This window comes from Nocardia sp. NPDC051990 (assembly GCF_040680755.1).
GTDB lineage: Bacteria > Actinomycetota > Actinomycetes > Mycobacteriales > Mycobacteriaceae > Nocardia.
In genome coordinates, this window is record NZ_JBFAXH010000002.1 from 566,776 (window position 1) to 584,987 (window position 18,212).

At 65.6% G+C, this 18,212-nt stretch carries 20 protein-coding genes and 1 pseudogene; 7 read left to right on the forward strand and 14 right to left on the reverse strand.

The annotated features are described in order from the left end of the window. Positions 1–127: 127 nt before the first annotated feature. On the reverse strand, positions 128–1,231 hold the full coding sequence (locus AB0L63_RS06265) for a glutamate--cysteine ligase (protein ID WP_364495364.1): 1,104 nt from the start codon (positions 1,229–1,231) through the stop codon (positions 128–130). Between the two features lie 112 nt (positions 1,232–1,343). On the opposite strand from AB0L63_RS06265, the gene AB0L63_RS06270 reads away from it, so the two are divergent. Further along, on the forward strand, positions 1,344–1,940 hold the full coding sequence (locus tag AB0L63_RS06270) for a type 1 glutamine amidotransferase domain-containing protein (RefSeq protein WP_364495367.1): 597 nt from the start codon (positions 1,344–1,346) through the stop codon (positions 1,938–1,940). 232 nt (positions 1,941–2,172) lie between these two features. Further along, entirely contained in the window at positions 2,173–2,949 is a 777-nt protein-coding gene (locus AB0L63_RS06275) for a helix-turn-helix transcriptional regulator (protein ID WP_364495370.1), read from the forward strand. 212 nt (positions 2,950–3,161) lie between these two features. On the opposite strand, the gene AB0L63_RS06280 is transcribed toward AB0L63_RS06275, so the two are convergent. After that, complete coding sequence (locus tag AB0L63_RS06280; RefSeq protein ID WP_364495688.1) at positions 3,162–4,043, reverse strand: RNA polymerase sigma-70 factor; 882 nt, start codon at positions 4,041–4,043, stop codon at positions 3,162–3,164. 224 nt (positions 4,044–4,267) lie between these two features. Here AB0L63_RS06280 and AB0L63_RS06285 point away from each other — a divergent pair, with 224 nt between their 5' ends. Next, positions 4,268–4,630, forward strand: coding sequence for a DoxX family protein (locus tag AB0L63_RS06285; RefSeq protein WP_364495373.1), 363 nt, complete (start codon positions 4,268–4,270; stop codon positions 4,628–4,630). Positions 4,631–4,697: 67 nt separating this feature from the next. Here AB0L63_RS06285 and AB0L63_RS06290 read toward each other — a convergent pair whose 3' ends face one another. Together AB0L63_RS06290 and AB0L63_RS06295 are read right to left on the reverse strand one after the other, a co-directional pair. Continuing rightward, positions 4,698–5,570, reverse strand: a complete 873-nt coding sequence (locus AB0L63_RS06290; protein ID WP_364495376.1) for a TIGR03619 family F420-dependent LLM class oxidoreductase — start codon at positions 5,568–5,570, stop codon at positions 4,698–4,700. Positions 5,571–5,613: 43 nt separating this feature from the next. Next, a pseudogene (locus tag AB0L63_RS06295) lies at positions 5,614–5,788 on the reverse strand (FAD-binding protein); the annotation flags it as partial. A 225-nt stretch (positions 5,789–6,013) separates the two neighbouring features. Here AB0L63_RS06295 and AB0L63_RS06300 point away from each other — a divergent pair. From AB0L63_RS06300 to AB0L63_RS06315, 4 genes are all read left to right on the forward strand, one after another. Next, positions 6,014–6,649: a TetR family transcriptional regulator gene (locus AB0L63_RS06300; protein ID WP_364495378.1), complete on the forward strand. Its 636-nt coding sequence runs from the start codon at positions 6,014–6,016 to the stop codon at positions 6,647–6,649. A 522-nt stretch (positions 6,650–7,171) separates the two neighbouring features. Next, entirely contained in the window at positions 7,172–8,230 is a 1,059-nt protein-coding gene (locus AB0L63_RS06305; protein WP_364495381.1) for a 2,3-butanediol dehydrogenase, read from the forward strand. A 36-nt stretch (positions 8,231–8,266) separates the two neighbouring features. Next, entirely contained in the window at positions 8,267–8,812 is a 546-nt protein-coding gene (locus AB0L63_RS06310) for a 2,4'-dihydroxyacetophenone dioxygenase family protein (protein WP_364495383.1), read from the forward strand. 46 nt (positions 8,813–8,858) lie between these two features. Beyond that, positions 8,859–9,755 (forward strand): LysR substrate-binding domain-containing protein, encoded by an 897-nt coding sequence (locus tag AB0L63_RS06315; protein ID WP_364495386.1) that lies wholly within the window; start codon positions 8,859–8,861, stop codon positions 9,753–9,755. 128 nt (positions 9,756–9,883) lie between these two features. Here AB0L63_RS06315 and AB0L63_RS06320 read toward each other — a convergent pair whose 3' ends face one another. From AB0L63_RS06320 to AB0L63_RS06365, 10 genes are all read right to left on the reverse strand, one after another. Next, entirely contained in the window at positions 9,884–10,543 is a 660-nt protein-coding gene (locus tag AB0L63_RS06320) for a recombinase family protein (RefSeq protein ID WP_364495389.1), read from the reverse strand. 124 nt (positions 10,544–10,667) lie between these two features. After that, positions 10,668–11,978, reverse strand: coding sequence for a phenylacetate--CoA ligase PaaK (gene paaK, locus AB0L63_RS06325; RefSeq protein ID WP_364495392.1), 1,311 nt, complete (start codon positions 11,976–11,978; stop codon positions 10,668–10,670). 19 nt (positions 11,979–11,997) lie between these two features. After that, entirely contained in the window at positions 11,998–13,092 is a 1,095-nt protein-coding gene (gene paaE / locus AB0L63_RS06330; RefSeq protein ID WP_364495395.1) for a 1,2-phenylacetyl-CoA epoxidase subunit PaaE, read from the reverse strand. 1 nt (position 13,093) lies between these two features. Further along, positions 13,094–13,597 (reverse strand): 1,2-phenylacetyl-CoA epoxidase subunit PaaD, encoded by a 504-nt coding sequence (gene paaD / locus AB0L63_RS06335; protein ID WP_364495398.1) that lies wholly within the window; start codon positions 13,595–13,597, stop codon positions 13,094–13,096. A 2-nt stretch (positions 13,598–13,599) separates the two neighbouring features. After that, the gene (gene paaC / locus AB0L63_RS06340; protein WP_364495401.1) at positions 13,600–14,508 is read right to left on the reverse strand and encodes a 1,2-phenylacetyl-CoA epoxidase subunit PaaC; all 909 of its coding nucleotides are present in this window, start codon (positions 14,506–14,508) and stop codon (positions 13,600–13,602) included. Positions 14,509–14,516: 8 nt separating this feature from the next. Beyond that, positions 14,517–14,822 carry a 1,2-phenylacetyl-CoA epoxidase subunit PaaB gene (gene paaB, locus AB0L63_RS06345; RefSeq protein ID WP_364495404.1) on the reverse strand — a complete coding sequence of 102 codons (306 nt, stop codon included), beginning with the start codon at positions 14,820–14,822 and terminating at the stop codon, positions 14,517–14,519. Beyond that, on the reverse strand, positions 14,819–15,763 hold the full coding sequence (gene paaA, locus AB0L63_RS06350) for a 1,2-phenylacetyl-CoA epoxidase subunit PaaA (RefSeq protein WP_364495407.1): 945 nt from the start codon (positions 15,761–15,763) through the stop codon (positions 14,819–14,821). The genes paaB and paaA overlap by 4 nt, the downstream gene beginning before the upstream one ends. A gap of 10 nt (positions 15,764–15,773) precedes the next feature. Beyond that, positions 15,774–16,568, reverse strand: coding sequence for an enoyl-CoA hydratase-related protein (locus AB0L63_RS06355; protein WP_364495410.1), 795 nt, complete (start codon positions 16,566–16,568; stop codon positions 15,774–15,776). Beyond that, the gene (locus AB0L63_RS06360; protein ID WP_364495412.1) at positions 16,565–17,485 is read right to left on the reverse strand and encodes a 3-hydroxyacyl-CoA dehydrogenase family protein; all 921 of its coding nucleotides are present in this window, start codon (positions 17,483–17,485) and stop codon (positions 16,565–16,567) included. The genes AB0L63_RS06355 and AB0L63_RS06360 overlap by 4 nt, the downstream gene beginning before the upstream one ends. Beyond that, positions 17,482–18,180 carry an enoyl-CoA hydratase/isomerase family protein gene (locus tag AB0L63_RS06365; RefSeq protein WP_364495691.1) on the reverse strand — a complete coding sequence of 233 codons (699 nt, stop codon included), beginning with the start codon at positions 18,178–18,180 and terminating at the stop codon, positions 17,482–17,484. The genes AB0L63_RS06360 and AB0L63_RS06365 overlap by 4 nt, the downstream gene beginning before the upstream one ends. Between the last annotated feature and the right edge of the window lie 32 nt (positions 18,181–18,212).

The window sequence follows — 18,212 nt, forward strand, 5'->3', positions numbered from 1 at the left end:
CACGTGCTGTTCTCCAACGTCCCGAGCCATATCTCGGACACGATCGAGCAGGTGCGACGCTGTTGGCGATCGTCGCCGCACAGGTCGTCCGTGATGCGGGTCAGCGCTCGGTATTCGGCTCGTCCGATCAATAGCAGCCCTCGAGGGTCGCGGCGGCGACCACATCGATGACATCGGTGACATCGTTGTGTGCGTACAAAGCGGTGCGCTGGCGTCGGGCGCCGTTGCCACGCGCCAGCACTGCATCGACGGTATCGATGACGAACTGCTGGTCACCCGACTGTTCGAGCGTGGGGGTGAGGTGGTCGACCAGCCCGGTGAGCAGGGTGCGGGCCGGAAAGGCGTTGCCGCTGATCGTGTCCAGCCCGTATCCGTCCAGCCCGGATCTGGCGGCCTTCCAATATGCGGCCCGCAGCACCTCCGCGGGCACCGCGGGCGGTGGCAGCCCATCGTGTATTGCTACCTGCGCCATGGCAACCGCGGCGCGAATCAGCGTGGCCAACAACGCCGTTTCCTCGACGGTTGCCGGTACATCACTCACGCGTACCTCGACGGTCGGGTACGAGGCCGAGGGCCGCACATCCCAATACACCATCGCCGTATCGAGAATGCTGCCGCTGGCGAGCATCATCCGCACCATATCGTCGTAATCCGCGGCGGAATCGAAGAAGGGCGGAGGACCGGAACTCGGCCACCGCTGCCACTGAATGCTGCGCCAGCTGGCGTATCCGGTATCGGTGGCGCGGTAGACCGGGGAATTGGCCGTCAACGACAACAACACCGGCAACCAGGGCCGCAAATAATTCCCGACCAACACCGCGACTTCCCGTGTCGGCACCCCGACATGGACATGGCAGCCACACAAACCCTGCTCATGGGCGAGCATCCCGAAATTGTCCGCAATTCGTTGATAGCGCGGAGTGTCGGTAACCGGAAACGTCTCCGGTACCGCGGGCGGAACCGCCACCGCGAGCAGTCGCGCGCCGTGCTTCTCCGCGCAATTCGCCACAGTGCGGCGCAGTCGACGCAGGTCGTCGAGTAATTCAGGGGTCCGAGTGTGCACGTCGGTATTGATCTCGACCTGACAGCGCGTCAACTCGAGCTGCAGATCGATGCCGACATCGGCGGCCGCTGCCGCGACCTCGACATTCCGCGGACTCGGCGCACCCGTGATCGGATCCGCCAGGAGAAACTCTTCTTCCACGCCGACAGTGGGCGGGGCCGCGGCCATTACTGGATTTTACTGCGCATATCGCCGAACCGGACGGGTGCCGGAATCGTTTGAGCGCCCCGCGCCGGGGTAGGCCGACCATAGTAAAGGATCGGCGAGAAAGGGGTCCGGCATGTCCGAGGAATTGCGCGGTGTACGCGCATTGGTCATGACCGCGAATACCGGCGTCGAACATGACGAGCTCACGGTGCCGCTGGACTGGTTGCGCGAACACGGTGCCGTCGCCGTGCACGCGACCCCCGACCGCGCCGAGGTCCAGACTTTTCGACACGATGTCGACAAGGATGAGGTCGTGCAGCCGGATGCGGCGCTCAACGATCTCGAGGTCGACGATTTCGATCTGCTCGTCGTGCCAGGCGGAACGGTGAACGCGGACAAATTGCGCGTCAACGATCGCGCCGTGGAAGTCGCCCAACAATTCGTGCGTGCGGGCAAGCCCGTCGCGGCGATCTGCCACGGCCCGTGGCTGCTGGTGGAGGCGGGCGTCGTCGCGGGCAAGACCTTGACGTCCTACTATTCGCTGCGCACCGATGTAGTCAATGCCAAGGGACGCTGGATCGATCGTGCGGTGGTGCGTTCCGATGAGAACGGCTGGCCGCTGATCACCTCCCGTAGTCCCGGTGACCTCGCCGAATTCACCGACGCGATCGGCGCCGAGCTCACCGCGGCCCAGTCGGCCCAGGCCTTCGTGGGCGATGAAATCCTCTGACACCGGTGAGTTCTTCGGATCCGATCGTCCTACCGATATGGACACAATCACCTCGCCGACCGTTACGAGTTGTACAGGGCCTCTCCGCTGGCCCGCCGCCGTGGCCCGTTTATCGCCTGACCGCGCGCACCGCGACCGTGCAACCGGGCGGCGCGGGCGGTTCTGAACCGCCGCACGGCGATTACCTGTCGGGTAATCGTGTCGGGGTCGCCGGCTTCGTAGGATCGGTAGGGTGAGTACGCAAACAGCCGGTGACCTGCTGCGCCACTGGCGGCTCGAGCGCAGGCTCAGCCAGCTGGAATTGGCCGGGCGCGCCGAAACTTCCGCGCGGCATCTGAGTTTCATCGAGACGGGGCGCGCGAATCCGAGCCGCACCATGCTGGTGCACCTGTCCGAGCAGTTGGAGATTCCGTTGCGGGAACGCAATCGACTGCTGCTCGCCGCCGGATTCGCACCCGCCTACGCCGAACCGTCGCTCGATACACCGGCGATGGACGCGGTGCGCGGTGCGCTGCGCCAGATCCTCGCGGGTCACGACCCCTATCCCGCGCTGGCGATCGACCAGAGCTGGAATATGATCGACGCCAATTCCGGTGTGGCACTGCTGTTGACGGGTATCGATCCGAAACTGCTCACCGCACCGGTGAACGCCCTGCGACTGAGCCTGCACCCCGACGGTATGGCGAGCCGCATCGTGAATCTGGCCGAATGGCGTGGCCATATCTTCGAGCGCCTGTCGCGCCAGATCGAAGTCACCGGTTCGCCAGAATTGCTCGAGCTCCGCGATGAACTGCGCGAATATCCCGGCGGCACAGTCGATCTCACCCTCCCCGAACCGGACCAGGCCGTCGTCCCGCTGCGCCTGCGCCACGAAGACCACGAACTGTCGTTCATCAGCGTCACCACCGTTTTCGGCACACCGATGAACGTGACCGTCGCCGAACTCGCCATCGAGTCGTTCTTCCCGGCCGATGCGGAGACGAAGAAGCGCCTCAACGCCGCGTCGTGACGCCCGGCGCGGCGACATCGGTGACGCGGTGTGGACCGTCGGCGGCCGACGAACTGACTTCGCCGAAGTGGGGGCCGGGCATGCGTGGCCACACTCATCGCACACTGGGCGACGATCTCTAGCGGGGCGCCATGGCAGCAACGGCTGGTCGTCCACCCGGACCCGCCGTACGCCCGTGCTCCGCAGCGGCGGGCCGATGAAGGGCCATGGACTCAGCGGCGCAGGGCCGTTTCGGCCTGCATATGCGACAACTTCTCGGGATTGCGGACGGCGTACAGCCCGGTGATGAGCCCGTCGTCGGTGCGCACCGCCATGACCGTGTCCAGCTCGCCGTCGAGCCGGACAACCAGCGCCGGGTAGCCATTGACCTGGGCCGGTTGCAGCGACAAGGCAGTGGTTCTGCCCGACAATGCGACCAGCAGGCGGGCTACCTTATCGGCTCCCGTGACGGGCCGCGGTAGCGCTTGTTTGATTCCGCCGCCGTCACCCAGCAACACGACATCCGGTGCGAGCATATCGAGTAGCCCCTGCATATCGCCCGTTTCGACCGCCCGCTGGAAGGCCGCGAGCACGTCTCGGGTTTCGGCCGCCGAAACCGACCCGCGCGGTCGGCGCGCGGCCACATGTGCTCGGGCCCGATGGGCGATCTGGCGGACCGCGGCAGAGGTTTTGTCGACGGCTTCGGCGATTTCGTCGTAGGGCAGGTCGAATACCTCGCGCAGTACGAACACCGCGCGCTCGGTCGGCGCAAGTGTCTCCAGTACCAGCAGCATGGCCATCGAGACGTTCTCGGCGAGTTCGACATCGTCGGCGATGTCGGGCGTGGTCAGCAGCGGTTCGGGGAGCCAGGGACCGATGTAGGACTCTTTGCGGCGCCCGAGGGTGCGCAGTCGGTCGAGGGACTGGCGGGTGGTAATTCGGACGAGGTAGGCGCGCTGGTCGTGGACGGTATCGAGGTCGACGCCCGCCCACCGTAGCCAGGTCTCCTGCAGGACGTCTTCGGCGTCGGCGGCCGAGCCCAGCATCTCGTAGGCAACGGTGAAGAGCAGGTTGCGGTGGGTGACGAAGACTTCGGTGGCGGGGTCCGCACTCACGACTGCGCTCCCGGTATCCGGAAGTGTGTTGCCACGGGTGGCTCCTGTCTCTTCGATATCGACTGCGTCGCGCACCAGACGCCGGACCACCGCATTCTGTGACACCAGGCGCTTGTGACGGGCATCACCCGACCGAGTCGTCACAGGTATCGGAGCGGCGTCGTCTGATACACGCCCCGATAGCGACCCCGGGTTTCGAGTCGCCGACTGCAAGGAGAAATATCATGAACCTCGCTCTGTGGATCGCCGCCGGATTGCTGGCCGTGGTCGCTCTGGCCGGTGGCATCAGCAAGACGTTCGTGCCCAAGGAGAAGCTGGCCGAGATCCCTTACGCCGGATGGACCGAACACTACAGCGCAGGCTTCATCAAGACCCTGGGGATCCTCGAACTCCTGGCCGCGGCGGGTCTGATCCTGCCTGCCGCGCTCGATATCGCACCGGTCATGGTGCCGGTGACCGCGGTCTGCTGGGTCTTGCTGATGGTCGGTGCGATGATCACCCATTTCCGCAATAGCGAAGCGAAGGTCATGGCGCTGAACGTGATCTACCTCGCCGTGGCCGCCTTCGTGGCCTCCGGCCGGTTCTGACCCGCGTCCCGCACCGGCTGACCCGGGCCCGATACCCCGGGCCGGGTTCGCGGGCGAGTGGCAGCGTTCAGCTCGTCTTCGCGATGACCTTCTCCGCGAACCGGGACAGGTGCGCGATCTTGGTATCCAGCGATTCGGTATCGGGTTCGGTGGTGTACGGGTAGCGGAAGCCGACGATCACATCGGTGACGCCCTTGTCCTCCAACCGCTTCACGCCGTCGACGGTGAACCCGTCCAGCGAGATGACGTGGATCTCGAAATCCTCGCGGGTGCCGTATTCGGCGCGCAGGACATCGAGTTTCGCGAGCAGCCGGTCCAATTCGGCTGGATCGCCGCCGGCGTGCATCCAGCCGTCGCCGCGCTGGGCCGCGCGCCGCAATGCCGGGCCGCTGTGTCCGCCGATGAGGATCGGAATCGGCTCGGTCGGCACCGGGCTGATCTTGATGGGTGGCAGATCGTAGAACTCCCCGTGGAATTCGAAATAGCCGCCCGCGGTGAGTCCGCGCACGATATCGATGCACTCGTCCATCCGGGCACCGCGACGTTCGAACGGCACGCCCATGATGTCGAAATCATCCGGCCACGGACTGATGCCAACACCGAAGCCGAACCGGTTCCCGCTCAAGGCCGCGATCGAGGCGGCCTGCTTGGCCACCAACACCGGTGGGCGGATGGGCAGCTTCACCACGAAAGGCGTGAGCCGGAGCGTGGTCGTGGCCGCCGCGATGGCCGCCGACAGCACGAAGGCCTCGATGAACGGCTTGTCCTCCAGGAACTCTCGACCGCCGTCTGGGGTGTACGGATAGGTGGCGTCGGATTCCTTCGGATAGGCCACACTGTCCGCGATCGTCATCGACGCATACCCGGCCGCCTCCGCGGCTTGCGCCAGCGGCACATAGAAGCTCGGGTCCGTCATCGTTTCGGCATAGGTGAATCGCATCTCGATCGCCTTCCATACTTTCGGCGCTGTGCGCCCTGTTCGATGCGGCACCGGATATGCGCGCCGCATGTGCACCCGCGCGGCGTCCGAAAAAGGACGCCTCGCCCGGGCAGGTCCCGCTGGCACAACCGGAACTGCGGATTCGAGGCGCAGGCGCCCGCCGCATACCGCCCGGAGACCACCCATCCGTCGGCGGGAAGTACCGCATGATCGACCGAGGTTCGTAGATCGTGAACCACTTCGCGACGCCGTAGCGCTCGGTGAACTCGCGCTGCGCCGCCTCGATATCACGCACCACCCAGCACAGCTGGAAGATCGGGCTCCGCGCGATAGTCATCGGATCACCTCGAGTCTGCGGCAACGGCCACGCCTTCGTTTTCGTACGGCCCAATTAAACACTTCTGCTTAATATCGTCAATGCTCAGGTTTAGTACAGTGCTGATATGGCCGCCGAGGATCCACGTGTCGCTCTGCTGGACGCGGGCGAACGACTCATCGCAGAACGCGGCGTGGACGTCCCGCTCCGCGATATCGCCGCGGCCGCGGGCCAGCGCAACAACTCCGCGGTGCACTACTACTTCGACTCCCGTGGCGGTCTGCTCGAAGCTATCGTCGACCGCCGCACGAACTGGCTCGAAGATCGCCGTATGGGGCTGCTCGCTCGATACGAGGCCGAGGGCACCGCACACGAGATCCACACACTGGTGGCGATGCTCGCCGCTCCCATCCTCGAACTCATCTACGCGGCACAGGTCACCCACTACGGTCGCTTCCTCGAGGTGGTGCGCGCCCACCCTGTCATTGCCGACGCCCGCCGCCTCGCCGGCGCCGACCGTGCCGCCGTCCGCATCATCGCCACCCGCCTGGACGCGGCCCTCCCGCAACTGCCACCCCGCCGACGCCGCCAGCGCCTGGAAACCATGGCGACGGTCATGTTCGCCCTGATCGCCGACTACGAGCGCGCGCTGGAAGCGGGGGTGCGCACCGCGGACCCCGATAGCGACACCGCCGAGATCATCGACATGATCGTCGCAATGCTCACCGTGCCGGTACGGGAGGTGACTTCGGGTGGTGCGTAGGGATTTTCGACCCGTCGTCCGGTGTCGCACGGATCTGTCGGCCGAGACGTGCCTGACGTCGCAGCGTCGAATGCCTGAGGATTCATCATGTCGCGATCATCGCCTTCGACTATCCGCGATCGGGTGGATTTGTTAGCACGTAGCGATGGGCTGACAGGGTATGCCGCAAGGGCCGGTCGGAGGCCACCATCCACATCGCCCGCCTGCTGATCGCAAGTCGCCGTACGAGCGGCGAAGCCGCGCGGGAATATCGCGGCCACATCGGTCGGCATGCGCAGTAGCGCTCCAACTCCGCTCCCCGCCGCTTCGGGACGACTGCTCGCGCGCATGGTTGATGGATTGGCACCGAATTGATCGAGGAGGATCGGCGCGTGGCGGACACAGGCGGCGTCGGACCAAATCGGAGATCAGTAAGCACACCTTATCGATGCCTGAGTAAAACAACCTGGACTTCCCGATAAGCGCAGTGGATTGTTGTGCGCATCACATGTTTGAACATTCGGGTGAGATCGGAGTTGGAAGATGAAAGCCGCCCGCTATCATGGGGTTCGAGATATTCGACTGGAGGAAATTTCGGAGCCGGTAACCGGGTCCGGCCAGGTGAAGATTAGGGTGCATTTCAACGGGATTTGCGGAAGCGATCTCCATGAATATTTCCATGCACCGATGATGTCGCCCATGACGCCGCATCCACTGACGGGAGTTACCGTCCCCGTTGTATTGGGCCACGAGTTTTCGGGCGAGGTCGTGGAGGTTGGTCCAGCGGTTGCGGGGCTTTCGGTCGGCGACAAGGTGGCGGTGGAACCCACCGTTAATTGCCGCCGTTGTGCCGCGTGCCTTGCCGGCTCCTACAACCTGTGCAGGGAAATCGCCGCAGTGGGATACAGCTGGCCGGGCGGCGGCGGGCTCGGCGAGTACGCGGTCGTCGACGCCGATCATTGTTACCAGCTCCCTGCCGGGATGAGTACCCGCGAAGGTGCATTGATCGAACCGCTCGCCGTTGCTCTGCACGCGGTGCGGCGGGGTGAGGTGCAGGCCGACCATACCGTCGCGGTCCATGGGGCCGGCCCCATCGGAATCGGCGTCTTCCTGACTTTGCGGGCTTACGGCGTCGAAAACATCATGGTGATCGAGCCATCTGCGGCGCGACGCGCTGCCATCGAGGCGGTGGGCGCGACCGACATCATCGATCCGACTGCCTCTGACGTCGTCGCTGAACTGCGGGAGCGCACCGATGGAGCCGGCGTCGCGCGATCATTCGATACCGGGGGCGCCCCGGCCACATTCCTCAATGCGGTCCGCTCGACAGCCGCCCACGGGCGCGTTGTCGTCGTTGCGGTCCATCAGCGACCGGTTGAATTCAATCCCACCGAAATATTGTTCGGTGAATGTGAAATCGTCGGTTCGATCGCGTACTGCCACGATTATCCCGAAGTGATCGATTTGATGGCCCGTGGGGCTTTTCCATACGACAGCTGGGTGCAAACGGTGCCGTTCGAGGATGTGGTCACCGTTGGTATGGAATCGCTTCGCAACCAGACGGCCATAAAGATCCTGGTCGATATGAAGAACCTTTCCTGACTGCGCAAACACCATTCATCGAAAGAAGGAGGAATTATGGAAACCAAGGAAAATTTCGGACCCCAGTTCTGGATGACCGACCCGGGCGTCACGCCCAAGGGGATCAGGAAGGAGTTCGTCGATCCCGACACCATCCCCTGGACCGACTGGCTGATGCCCGGAACGCGTTTCAAACTGCTGTACTGCAATCTCGTGTCCGGTGCGTTCACGCTCATCCTCCAGGTCGACCCAGGTACCGTCGCTACACCCCATTGGCACATGGGTAACGTCCAGGCGTACCTGCTCGAGGGCGGGTTCCACTACACCGAGGATGATCCCGGAACCGCGGGCATGTACACCTGCGAGGTCGCTGGGGCTGTACACACGCCGATTTCGCCGAACGGGTGTGTCATGTTCGCCATGATCGACGGCCCTATTGCGGGGTATCTCCCGAGTGGCGAACTCGCGGTTGTCGCGGACGCTCGGCTGCACTATTACATGGCACGCGATAACGATGCCGTCGGCAGTCTGCAACTGGTCGACTATGCCACCGACCCGTCGCAGCACATGCATGGCGTCGGGCGGTCGGGAGCAATCGTCTAGTCTGGCGGTTCGCGACCGTTCGATTCTGTTGGTATTGAGGTGACCTGTGTATATCCCGCCGCAGACCCTCCGGTGTTTTCTGGCTGTGGCCGACGAACTGCATTTCGGTCGTGCCGCGGCGGTGTTGCACATGACAGGACCCGCACTGAGTCAACAGATTTCGCGATTGGAGAAGGACCTCCGGTTCGCGCTGTTCGAACGAAGTTCTCGGCGCGTCGAGCTCACCGAGGCCGGAGTCGAGTTGATCCCGCACGCGCGTGCCGTTGTAGCGGCGAGTCAGACCCTTCTTCGGTGGCGTGACACAGCTCGGCTCGGCCAGCGGGGAATCGATATCGGGTTCATGGCCGCCGGGGCCGGTCAATTGACGTCGGACGTGTTGGACCGGCTCCGATGTGCCCATCCTGGCCTGCATATCAGACTGCGTCACCTCGAATGGAGCGAACAGCTGACCCCGCTGCTGGCGGGGGAGCTCGACGCCGTCTTCGTGCGAGAGCCTTTTCCCGCCGACGGAGTTCGGCGCCGTCATGTTCTCTCCGAGCAGCGGGTCGCGGTGCTTGCGCACGATCACCCATTGGCAGGCAGAGAATCGATCCGGTTCGAGGAAATTGCGTCGGAGCCTTTCCTCGGCAGCAGTGGCGGGCCGCTGGAGTGGACTGACTTCTGGATGGTCAATCCGCGCCCCGACGGGACGAGGGTCGAACCGTGCATAGTCGTCTCGACTGTCGAGGAATTACTCGAGGCGGTGGCATGTGGTGCTGGCGTAACAACCACGCCACAGTCGCTTCCTTCTTATTACCGCCATCCTCGGGTCAGCTTCGTCCCTATCGCAGACCTCAGCCCGAGTGTCGTCACTCTCTGCACCTTGGACGTGAATCCGCGACCAGAGCTGGACTTGCTGTTCGAGGCCCTCGACTATGTCAAGCACAAAGCTCCGCGCGAATGATCCGGCGGTCGGAGACGGGGCATCGGTGCGCCGCTTCGTGATCGGCACTCGGACTCGGTTGAGACGCGCTGCCGAGGGCAGTTCCGGCGTCATTGTCTGACTGCTCGCGCCTCGGCGGATGGCCGAAATCAGCGTCTAAGCGCAGAGTGTACGAGCGATGGGTGTCGTAGCGGGCGAAATCGCCCGACCGCAACAGCGCGTCGTGGCTGTTCTGGATCACCGAGCCGCGGCCGCGTAGCGGCAGGCCGAGTTCGAGGTAGCAGATCGGTGCATAGGATTGTGCGGCTGGTGCGGGTCGGGGGGTCGGTAGAAGCGGCGCGAAAACAACGGATATGACGCAACCCGCTGGTAGACACTGGTTTTCGCGTCCAGGGTGCGGGTTGGTCTGGTCGAGTCGCTTGAAGAGCCGCTGTGGGTGTATTCCCGACCAGGTGCTTACCGGTCTCGTCGAGTTCGTCGTACATCTGCCGCGCCGGAAAGGCCTGCCGTGGATCGAGTTTCGGTTTCTGCCCTCCGGTGCGCACGCGGGCGCGGGCGGCGGCCAGCCCGTCACGGGTGCGCTCCGACATCAGAGCGTGCTCGAATTCTGCTATGGCACTGAGGATCTGGAAGAACATGCGCCCGACCGCAGTCGAGGTGTAGATCCCTGATCGAGCACCATCAGATCCACCTCGCGCTCGGCGAGATCCTTGGACAACTCGATCAGATGTTGCGTATCGGTACCCCGACAGGTTGACATCGGCGGCGCATACACGGCATATTTTACGCCTCCGGCCTGCGGGGAACATGCTGCAGCCGAGAGTGTCTCGCGAACGTTATGCCTTCGGCACCGTCTCCCGCCAGACCGCGAAGCGGTCGGCTGGCGGGAGACGGTGCCGTTGTCATCGCGGCGGCATGTCGCCACCGTGTACGTTACTTCGGGCGGCGATCCACCAGACGTCGGGCCTTGCCGAGCGAACGCTCGAGCGAATCCGGAAGAAGGACCTCGACGGCGACACTGACGCCGATCCGTTGTTTGATCCGCTGGGTCAGCGCGGCTGCTGCCGAGAGTCGCTCGTCTGCCGTCGTATCGGCTCTGCTTTCCACCCGAACGGTCAGTCTGTCCATACGTTCGGGCTGGTCGAGGACGCATTCGAACTGGGGAGCCAGGGCGGGGACGGTGAGGATGATTTCCTCGATCTGGGTCGGGAAGAGGTTAACGCCCCGCAGGATGATCATGTCGTCGGTGCGGCCGGTGATCTTCTGCATACGTCGCATGGACCGGGCGGTCCCTGGCAGCAGCCGCGTCAGGTCACGCGTGCGATAGCGGATGACCGGCAGCGCCTCTTTGGTGAGTGAGGTGAACACCAGTTCGCCTTCGGCACCGTCGGGCAGCACCTGTCCGGTCTCCGGGTCGATGATCTCGGGATAGAAATGGTCTTCCCAGATGTGCAGGCCGTCTTTGGTTTCCGCGCACTCCATAGCTACACCGGGTCCGATCACTTCGGACAGTCCGTAGATATCGACCGCGTCCAGGGCGAAGGTCTGTTCCAGCTCCGAGCGCATGGATTCGGTCCACGGCTCGGCGCCGAAGACGCCGACCCGCAGCGAGGTGGCGGCCGGGTCGACGCCCTTGCGCACCATGGCATCCAGGATGGTCAGCATGTAGGAGGGCGTGACCATGATGGCGTCGGGCCGGAAGTCGTCGATCAGCTGTACCTGCCGGTCGGTCATGCCGCCGGACATGGGTATCACGGTGCAGCCGAGGCGTTCCGCGCCGTAGTGCGCACCAAGTCCGCCGGTAAAGAGTCCGTATCCGTAGGCGATGTGCACGATGTCTCCGGATCGCACTCCGGCCGCGCGCAGGCTGCGGGCGATGAGGTCGGCCCAGTTATTCAGGTCGCCGGCGGTGTAGCCGACGACGGTCGGCTGGCCGGTGGTGCCAGAGGAGGCGTGGATGCGTGAAACCTGGTCGCGGGGCACGGCGAACATGCCGAACGGGTAGTTGGCGCGCAGGTCCGTTTTGCCGGTGAAGGGGAATTTCGCCAGATCGGCCAGATCCTTCAGATCCGACGGGTGCACGCCGGCGGCGTCGAATGCCTGGCGGTAGTGGGCGACATTCTCGTAAGCGTGCCGCACCGACCAGCGCAGGCGCTCCAGCTGCAGGGCGGAGATATGGTCGCGGCTGGCGAATTCGATATCGGCAGTGGGAATCTCGCCCGAAGGGGGAGCGACGGTGCTCATGAGTGGTGTTCCTTGATTGTCAGGCGTCGAAGTCGATGGTAAGGGCGTCGGCGGCCGGGTAGCTCTGGCAGGTGAGAACGAACCCCGCGTCCACTTCACCCGGCTCGAGGGCGTAGTTGCGGCGCATGTCGGCAGCGCCGGAGGTGACCTTGGCCCGGCAGGTGCCGCATACCCCGCCCTTGCAGGCGAAGGGCAGGTCGGAGCGGATCTGTTCGGCCGCATCGAGGATGGTGCGGTCGCGCGGTAGCTCGGCGGTCGTGGAGCGTCCGTCGTGGGTGATGGTGACGGTGCTGGCCGGGCCGGTGACATCCGGTTCGCGGTGGGTGTCCGGGGGTGGCGGGGTATCGCCGACGTAGAACAGTTCGCGGTGGATGCGCGCCGGTTCCAGACCGAGTTCGCCGAGCACGGTTCGCGCGGCGGAGACCATTTCGTGGGGACCGCACAGCCAGACGTGGTCGATGCCCGCGGTAGGGACGACGGAGGTCAGGATTGCGCGCAGGCGGTCGGCGTCGAGACGGCCGGTGAACAATTCGACGTCGCGAGGTTCGCGTGACAGCACGTGGGCGACCGAGAACCGGCTGCCATGACCGTCTTTGAGGTCGGCGATCTCGTCGGCGAACATCACCGATCCCGCGCGGCGGTTGCCGTAGAGCAGGGTCACTTCGGCGGCTGGGTTCTCCAGCACGGATGCGGCGATGGACAGCAGCGGCGTGATGCCGGAACCGGCACCGATGAGCAGATGACGTCCGCCCGCCTGCGGGTCGGCGACGAAGGTTCCGCTCGGTGGTGCGACGTCGATCCGGTCGCCGGGGGAGACCTCGCGGACCAGCCAGTGGGAGAACATGCCGCGCGCCACTTCTCGCACACCGACGCGCGGGGCGCGCCCGGCCGGGGCGCAGATCGAATAGGAGCGCCGGTGCTCGATGCCGTCGACTTCGCGACGCAGCGTGAGGAATTGGCCTGGCCGGAACCGGAATTCGTCGGTCAGCCGGGGCGGCACGGCGAAGGTGACGGCGACTGCGTCGTCACACAGGCGTTCCACCGCCGACACGGTGAGCGAGTGGAATCGAGGGTTACCTCTCGCGGCGATGGCCGCTTCCGCTTCGATGGTCATATCAGATTTCCTTCACGTGGTCGAACGGCTCGAGACACTCGCGGCACCGGTAGAGGGCCTTGCATGCGGTGGCAGAGAACTCCGAGACCCGTTCGGTGGCAGCCGATCCGCAATGAGGACAGGTCACACGGCGTGGCACGGGCGCGAGGGACAGTGGTGTCGGGCCGCGGCGCGGCGCGGGTCCCGGCGGGGAGTAGCCGTGTTCGAGGAGTTTGCGTCGCCCCGCGGCGGTGATCCAGTCGCTGCTCCAGGCCGGTGCCAGCACGGTGTCCACACGAACGCTGGGGTAGCCGTGGCTACGCAGGGTGTGCTCGATGTCGGCGCGGATCATCGCCATGGCCGGACATCCGGAGTAGGTCGGTGTGATCGTCACGACGACCGTGTCGTCGGAATCGACGCGCACGTCGCGCAGTACGCCGAGGTCGGCCAGGCTCACCATCGGCATCTCCGGGTCGGACACCGTTTCCGCCAGTGCCCGAGCCCTTGCCACGGCTTCGGCGGTCATACTCACCACGTTGCCTCGGGATGGGCCCGGGCCAGGCTCTGCATTTCGCCGAGCAGCCGGTCCAGTGCCTCGGTGTGCCCGCCGTGGCGGCCACCGGCTGCCGCGGCCGCGTGCCCCGTGGGTGCGGTCAGTTCGGCCGCGCCGAGGATCGTATCCATCACGAGTTCGAACTCCGCGCGCACGGTTACGGGGTCGACGCCGACACCCGCGGCGGCGAGTTCGGTTTCCTCCGCGGTCGGCTCGAACAGTTCGCCGACGAACGGCCAGATCCGTTCGAGGCCACGCCGCATGCGGCGATGGGATTCCTCGGTGCCGTTGCCCAGCACCACGACCCAGCGGGCGGCGTAGTCGCGGTGGTAGGTCAGCTCCTTGACGCCCTTGTCGGCGATTGCGGACAGCACCGGATCACGGGATTCGCGCAGGCGCTCGAAGCAGGCCAGCCGCCAGGCCGCGAAGACCAGCAGCCGCATGATCGTCTGCGCGAAGTCGCCGTTGTCGAGTTCGCACAGCCGAGCGTTGCGGTACTCGCGGGGTTCGCGGAAGAAGGCCAGGGCATCCTCCGCCGGAATCGGCGAGGTGTCCGAAATATGAGGTACCACGGCGGGATCCGCGGCGGCGGCGCGGGTGAACAGCAGGCGGGTCTGCCCGAGGAGATCGAGCCCGATGTTGATGAGCGCGATCTCCTCCTCCAATTCCGGTGCGTGCGTGCTCCATTCGGCCAGGCGCTGCGCGCTGACCAGCGCGTCGTCGGCGAGCATGAGGCAGTAGCGGGCGAGCGCGTGACCGTCGATGCCGTCGGGAACGGTGGTGTCGAGCCCGGCGAGCGGATCGTCGAAATTTCCGCCGAAGGCCCATCGGCCGTGGTCGTCGCTGCCGAGCAGGCCGTCGAAGGGGTTGTCGTGATCGGTCATTGGATGCCTCACATGTGCGGGACGTGCTCGGGGATGTCGTAGAACGTCGGGTGGCGGTAGACCTTGTCGGCATTCGGCGCGAAGAACGAATCCTTCTCGGTGGGGCTGGTCGCGGCGATGGCGTCCGAGCGCGTCACCCAGATGCTGACTCCCTCGTTGCGACGGGTGTACAGGTCGCGCGCGTGCCGCAGGGCCATCTCGTCGTCGGCGGCATGCAGCGAACCGACGTGCACGTGGTTGAGGCCGCGCTTGCCGCGCACGAAAACCTCGTACAGCGGCCATTCCGACCGGATGGTGTGTTGCTCGGTGGTCATCGTGATGCTCCTTCTCGTCGGGCGAAGGCGGCTGCGGCCTCGCGTACCCAGGCGCCGTCCTCATGCGCGGCGCGACGCACCGCGATCCGCTCGGTGTTGCACGGCCCGTTGCCGGCGATCACGGTGGCGAATTCGTGCCAGTCCGGGGTGCCGAAGTCGTAGTGGCCGCGTTCGTCGTTCCAGGCCAGCTCTGGATCGGGGACCGTGACGCCGAGGGCCTGCGCCTGCGGGATACTCATATCGACGAAGCGTTGGCGCAGTTCGTCATTGGTGTGTCGTTTGATTCGCCAGCGCATGGACTGCTCGGTATTGGGTGAGGCGTCGTCGGGTGGGCCGAACATCATCAGCGCCGGCCACCACCAGCGATCGACGGCGTCCTGCACCATGTCCCGCTGTTCGACGGTCCCGCCCATCATGGTCATGAGCAGTTCGTAGCCCTGCCGTTGGTGAAACGATTCCTCCTTGCAGACGCGAATCATGGCGCGCGCGTATGGGCCGAAAGAGCTGCGACACAAGGGAACCTGATTGCAGATGGCCGCGCCGTCCACCAGCCAGCCGATTACGCCGACATCGGCGAAAGTCAGGCTCGGATAGTTGAAGATGGACGAGTACTTCTGCGCTCCATCGATGAGTTTCGCGGTCAGGTCCGCGCGGTCCGCGCCCAGAGTCTCCGCCGCGGAGTACAGATACAGCCCGTGCCCGGCCTCGTCCTGCACCTTGGCCAGCAGAATGGCCTTGCGGCGCAGGGACGGTGCCCGAGTGAGCCAATTGCCCTCCGGCTGCATGCCGATGATCTCCGAATGCGCGTGCTGGGCGATCTGGCGGACGAGGGTGCGCCGGTAGCCGTCGGGCATCCAGTCGCGCGGTTCGATGCGTTGGTCGGCCGCGATGGTGGCGTCGAAGGCGGCGGAGAGTTCGCCGGTGGCGGGTGGTGTGGTCATGTGACGTCTTTCAGCGGCCGGTGAATACCGGGGTGGTCTTGGTCAGGAAGGCGGTGACGGCCGCACGGTGGTCGGCGGTCGCGCCGAGCAGTTCCTGTGCACGACGTTCACGTTCCAGCGCCGCGGGAAGGGACGAATGGCCTTGCGCTAGAATCGATTTCACCTCGCGATACGCATGGGTGGGTCCGGTGGCGAGGCTCGCGGCCAATTCGGTCCCGGCCGCGCCGAGCTGGTCGTCCGGGACGACGCGGTGCACGAGCCCCCAGTCGTGGGCTTGCGCGGCGGTGACGCGATCGCCGAGCAGCAGCAGCGCGCTGGCGCGGCTGGGACCGACCGCTCCGGCGAGACTGAGGCTGAGCCCGGAGTCCGCGGCCAAACCGATGGCGGTGAAGGCGGTGGCGAATGTGGCTGTCTCACCAGCGATCCGGATATCGCTGGCGAGAGCCAGACCCATTCCCGCGCCCACGCACGCACCGTTGATCACCGCCACGACTGGCACGGTCAACGCGGCGAATGCGGTCAGCAGCGGGTTGTAGTGCTTGCCGACGGTGCTCATCGCGGTGGCCGGGTCGGCGTCGAGGGCTGCGCTGTGTTCGGCGAGGTCCTGACCGACGCAGAAGTTGCGTCCTTCGGCACGCAGCAATACGGCCCGCACATCCGGATCGGCAGCCACCGCGGACACGGCGCGCAGCAGCGCCTCTTTCATCCCGGTATCCAACGCATTGGATGCGCGAGGGCGATTCAGGGTGATGGTCGCCAGGCCATCGGTGACCGCGAGGGTGACGACCTCGGTGGGAGTGGTCATGCGCTGGTTTCCTTTCGCGCGGTCACGGACTCGGCGGTGGTGCTGGGTCCTGCTGTGTTGTCCGGCCAGGGGTAGAAGCCGCTGCCGCTCTTGCGGCCGAGTTCGCCGCGAGCGACCTTGTCGCGCAGCAACTGGGGCGGTTCGAAGCGGGGACCGAGGGTGGCGGCAAGGTGCTCGGCGATGGCCAGCCGGACGTCGAGTCCAACCAGGTCGGTCGAGCGCAGTGGACCCATGGCATGCCGGTAGCCGAGTTCCATGGCGCGGTCGATGGATTCGGCGTCGGCGACGCCGGCCTCCAGCATCCTGATGGCCTCCAGGCCCAGGCAGACGCCGAGGCGGCTGGTGGCGAAGCCGGGGAAGTCGTTGACGACAATCGCGGCCTTGCCGAGCGCGGCGGTCCAGGCGCGGGTGGATTCGACCACGTCGGCGCGGGTGGCCGGCGCGCGCACGATCTCGACCAATGCCGAAGCGGGCACCGGGTTGAAGAAGTGCATGCCCAAAAATCGGCTCGAATCCCGCAGCGCCGCACCGAGTTCGGCGATGGACAGCGAACTGGTGTTGGACGCGATCACGGTGTCCTCCCCGACGCGATCCGCGAGAACGGTCAGCACTGCGACCTTCAGCGCCGCGTCCTCGGGTACGGCCTCGATCACCAGGTCGGCGTCCTCGGGCAGCTCATCGACCCGATCCACGGTGCGCACCCGTTTGGAGATCTCATCGATCTGCCTGTCGTCCAGGATGTTTCGCTGGGCAGCTGCGGCGAGTCCGGCATTGATCCGGCGATGCACGGCGGACCGGTCACCGGGTTCGGCGATCACCACGCGCGCACCGCTGGTGGCGAATGCCTGCGCGATGCCCGCGCCCATCCGCCCGCCGCCGGCCACGCCGACCAGTCGGGGAATCGTGGGGTATGTCATCGGGATTCCTTCTTCTCCAGGAACGCGGTCATCCGGTCGTGTTTGTCGGCGGTGTCGAACAGCACGGCCTGGGCAATGTCGGCGGTGAACGGCTGCGTCCCTGGCGCGTCGGCGATCAGCTTGGTCAGCCGCAGCGCCAGCGGCGAGCTGCGGGTGATGCGGTCCAGCAGTGCGTGCGCCGCCGCCACGTGTTCACCCGCGGGCACGACATCCATGACCAGGCCGCACCGCAGCGCCGTCGCGGCGTCGATGCGCGCGCCCGCCAGCAGCACCTGTTTGGCGATGGAAGCGCCGACGAGTTCCGCCAGTCGGTACGTGGCCCCGGCGGCGGCGATAATGCCCAGTGCGGGTTCGGGATTGGCGAATACCGCGGTCTCGGTGGCGATGCGGATATCGCAGGCGTAAGCGAGTTCCGCACCACCGCCAAGGGCATATCCACTCACCGCCGCCACGGTCGGCTGCGGCAGGCGCGCGACCCGGTCGAACAGGGTGCGGTTGATACCGGCCAGTGCGTCGTCGGGGCCCCGGTCGCGCAGCTGCCGGATATCGGCTCCGCCCGCGAAGTGGTCACCGGTTCCGGTGAGCAGCAGCGGTTTGGGCGACTTCTCCAGTCGCGCGCAGACGGCGTGCAGTTCGGCAATCATTTGCGCGTCGATGGCATTGCGCTGCCGCGGCCGGTGTAACGCGACCACCATGCGGTCGGTGCGCTCTTCCACCCGCAGGATGG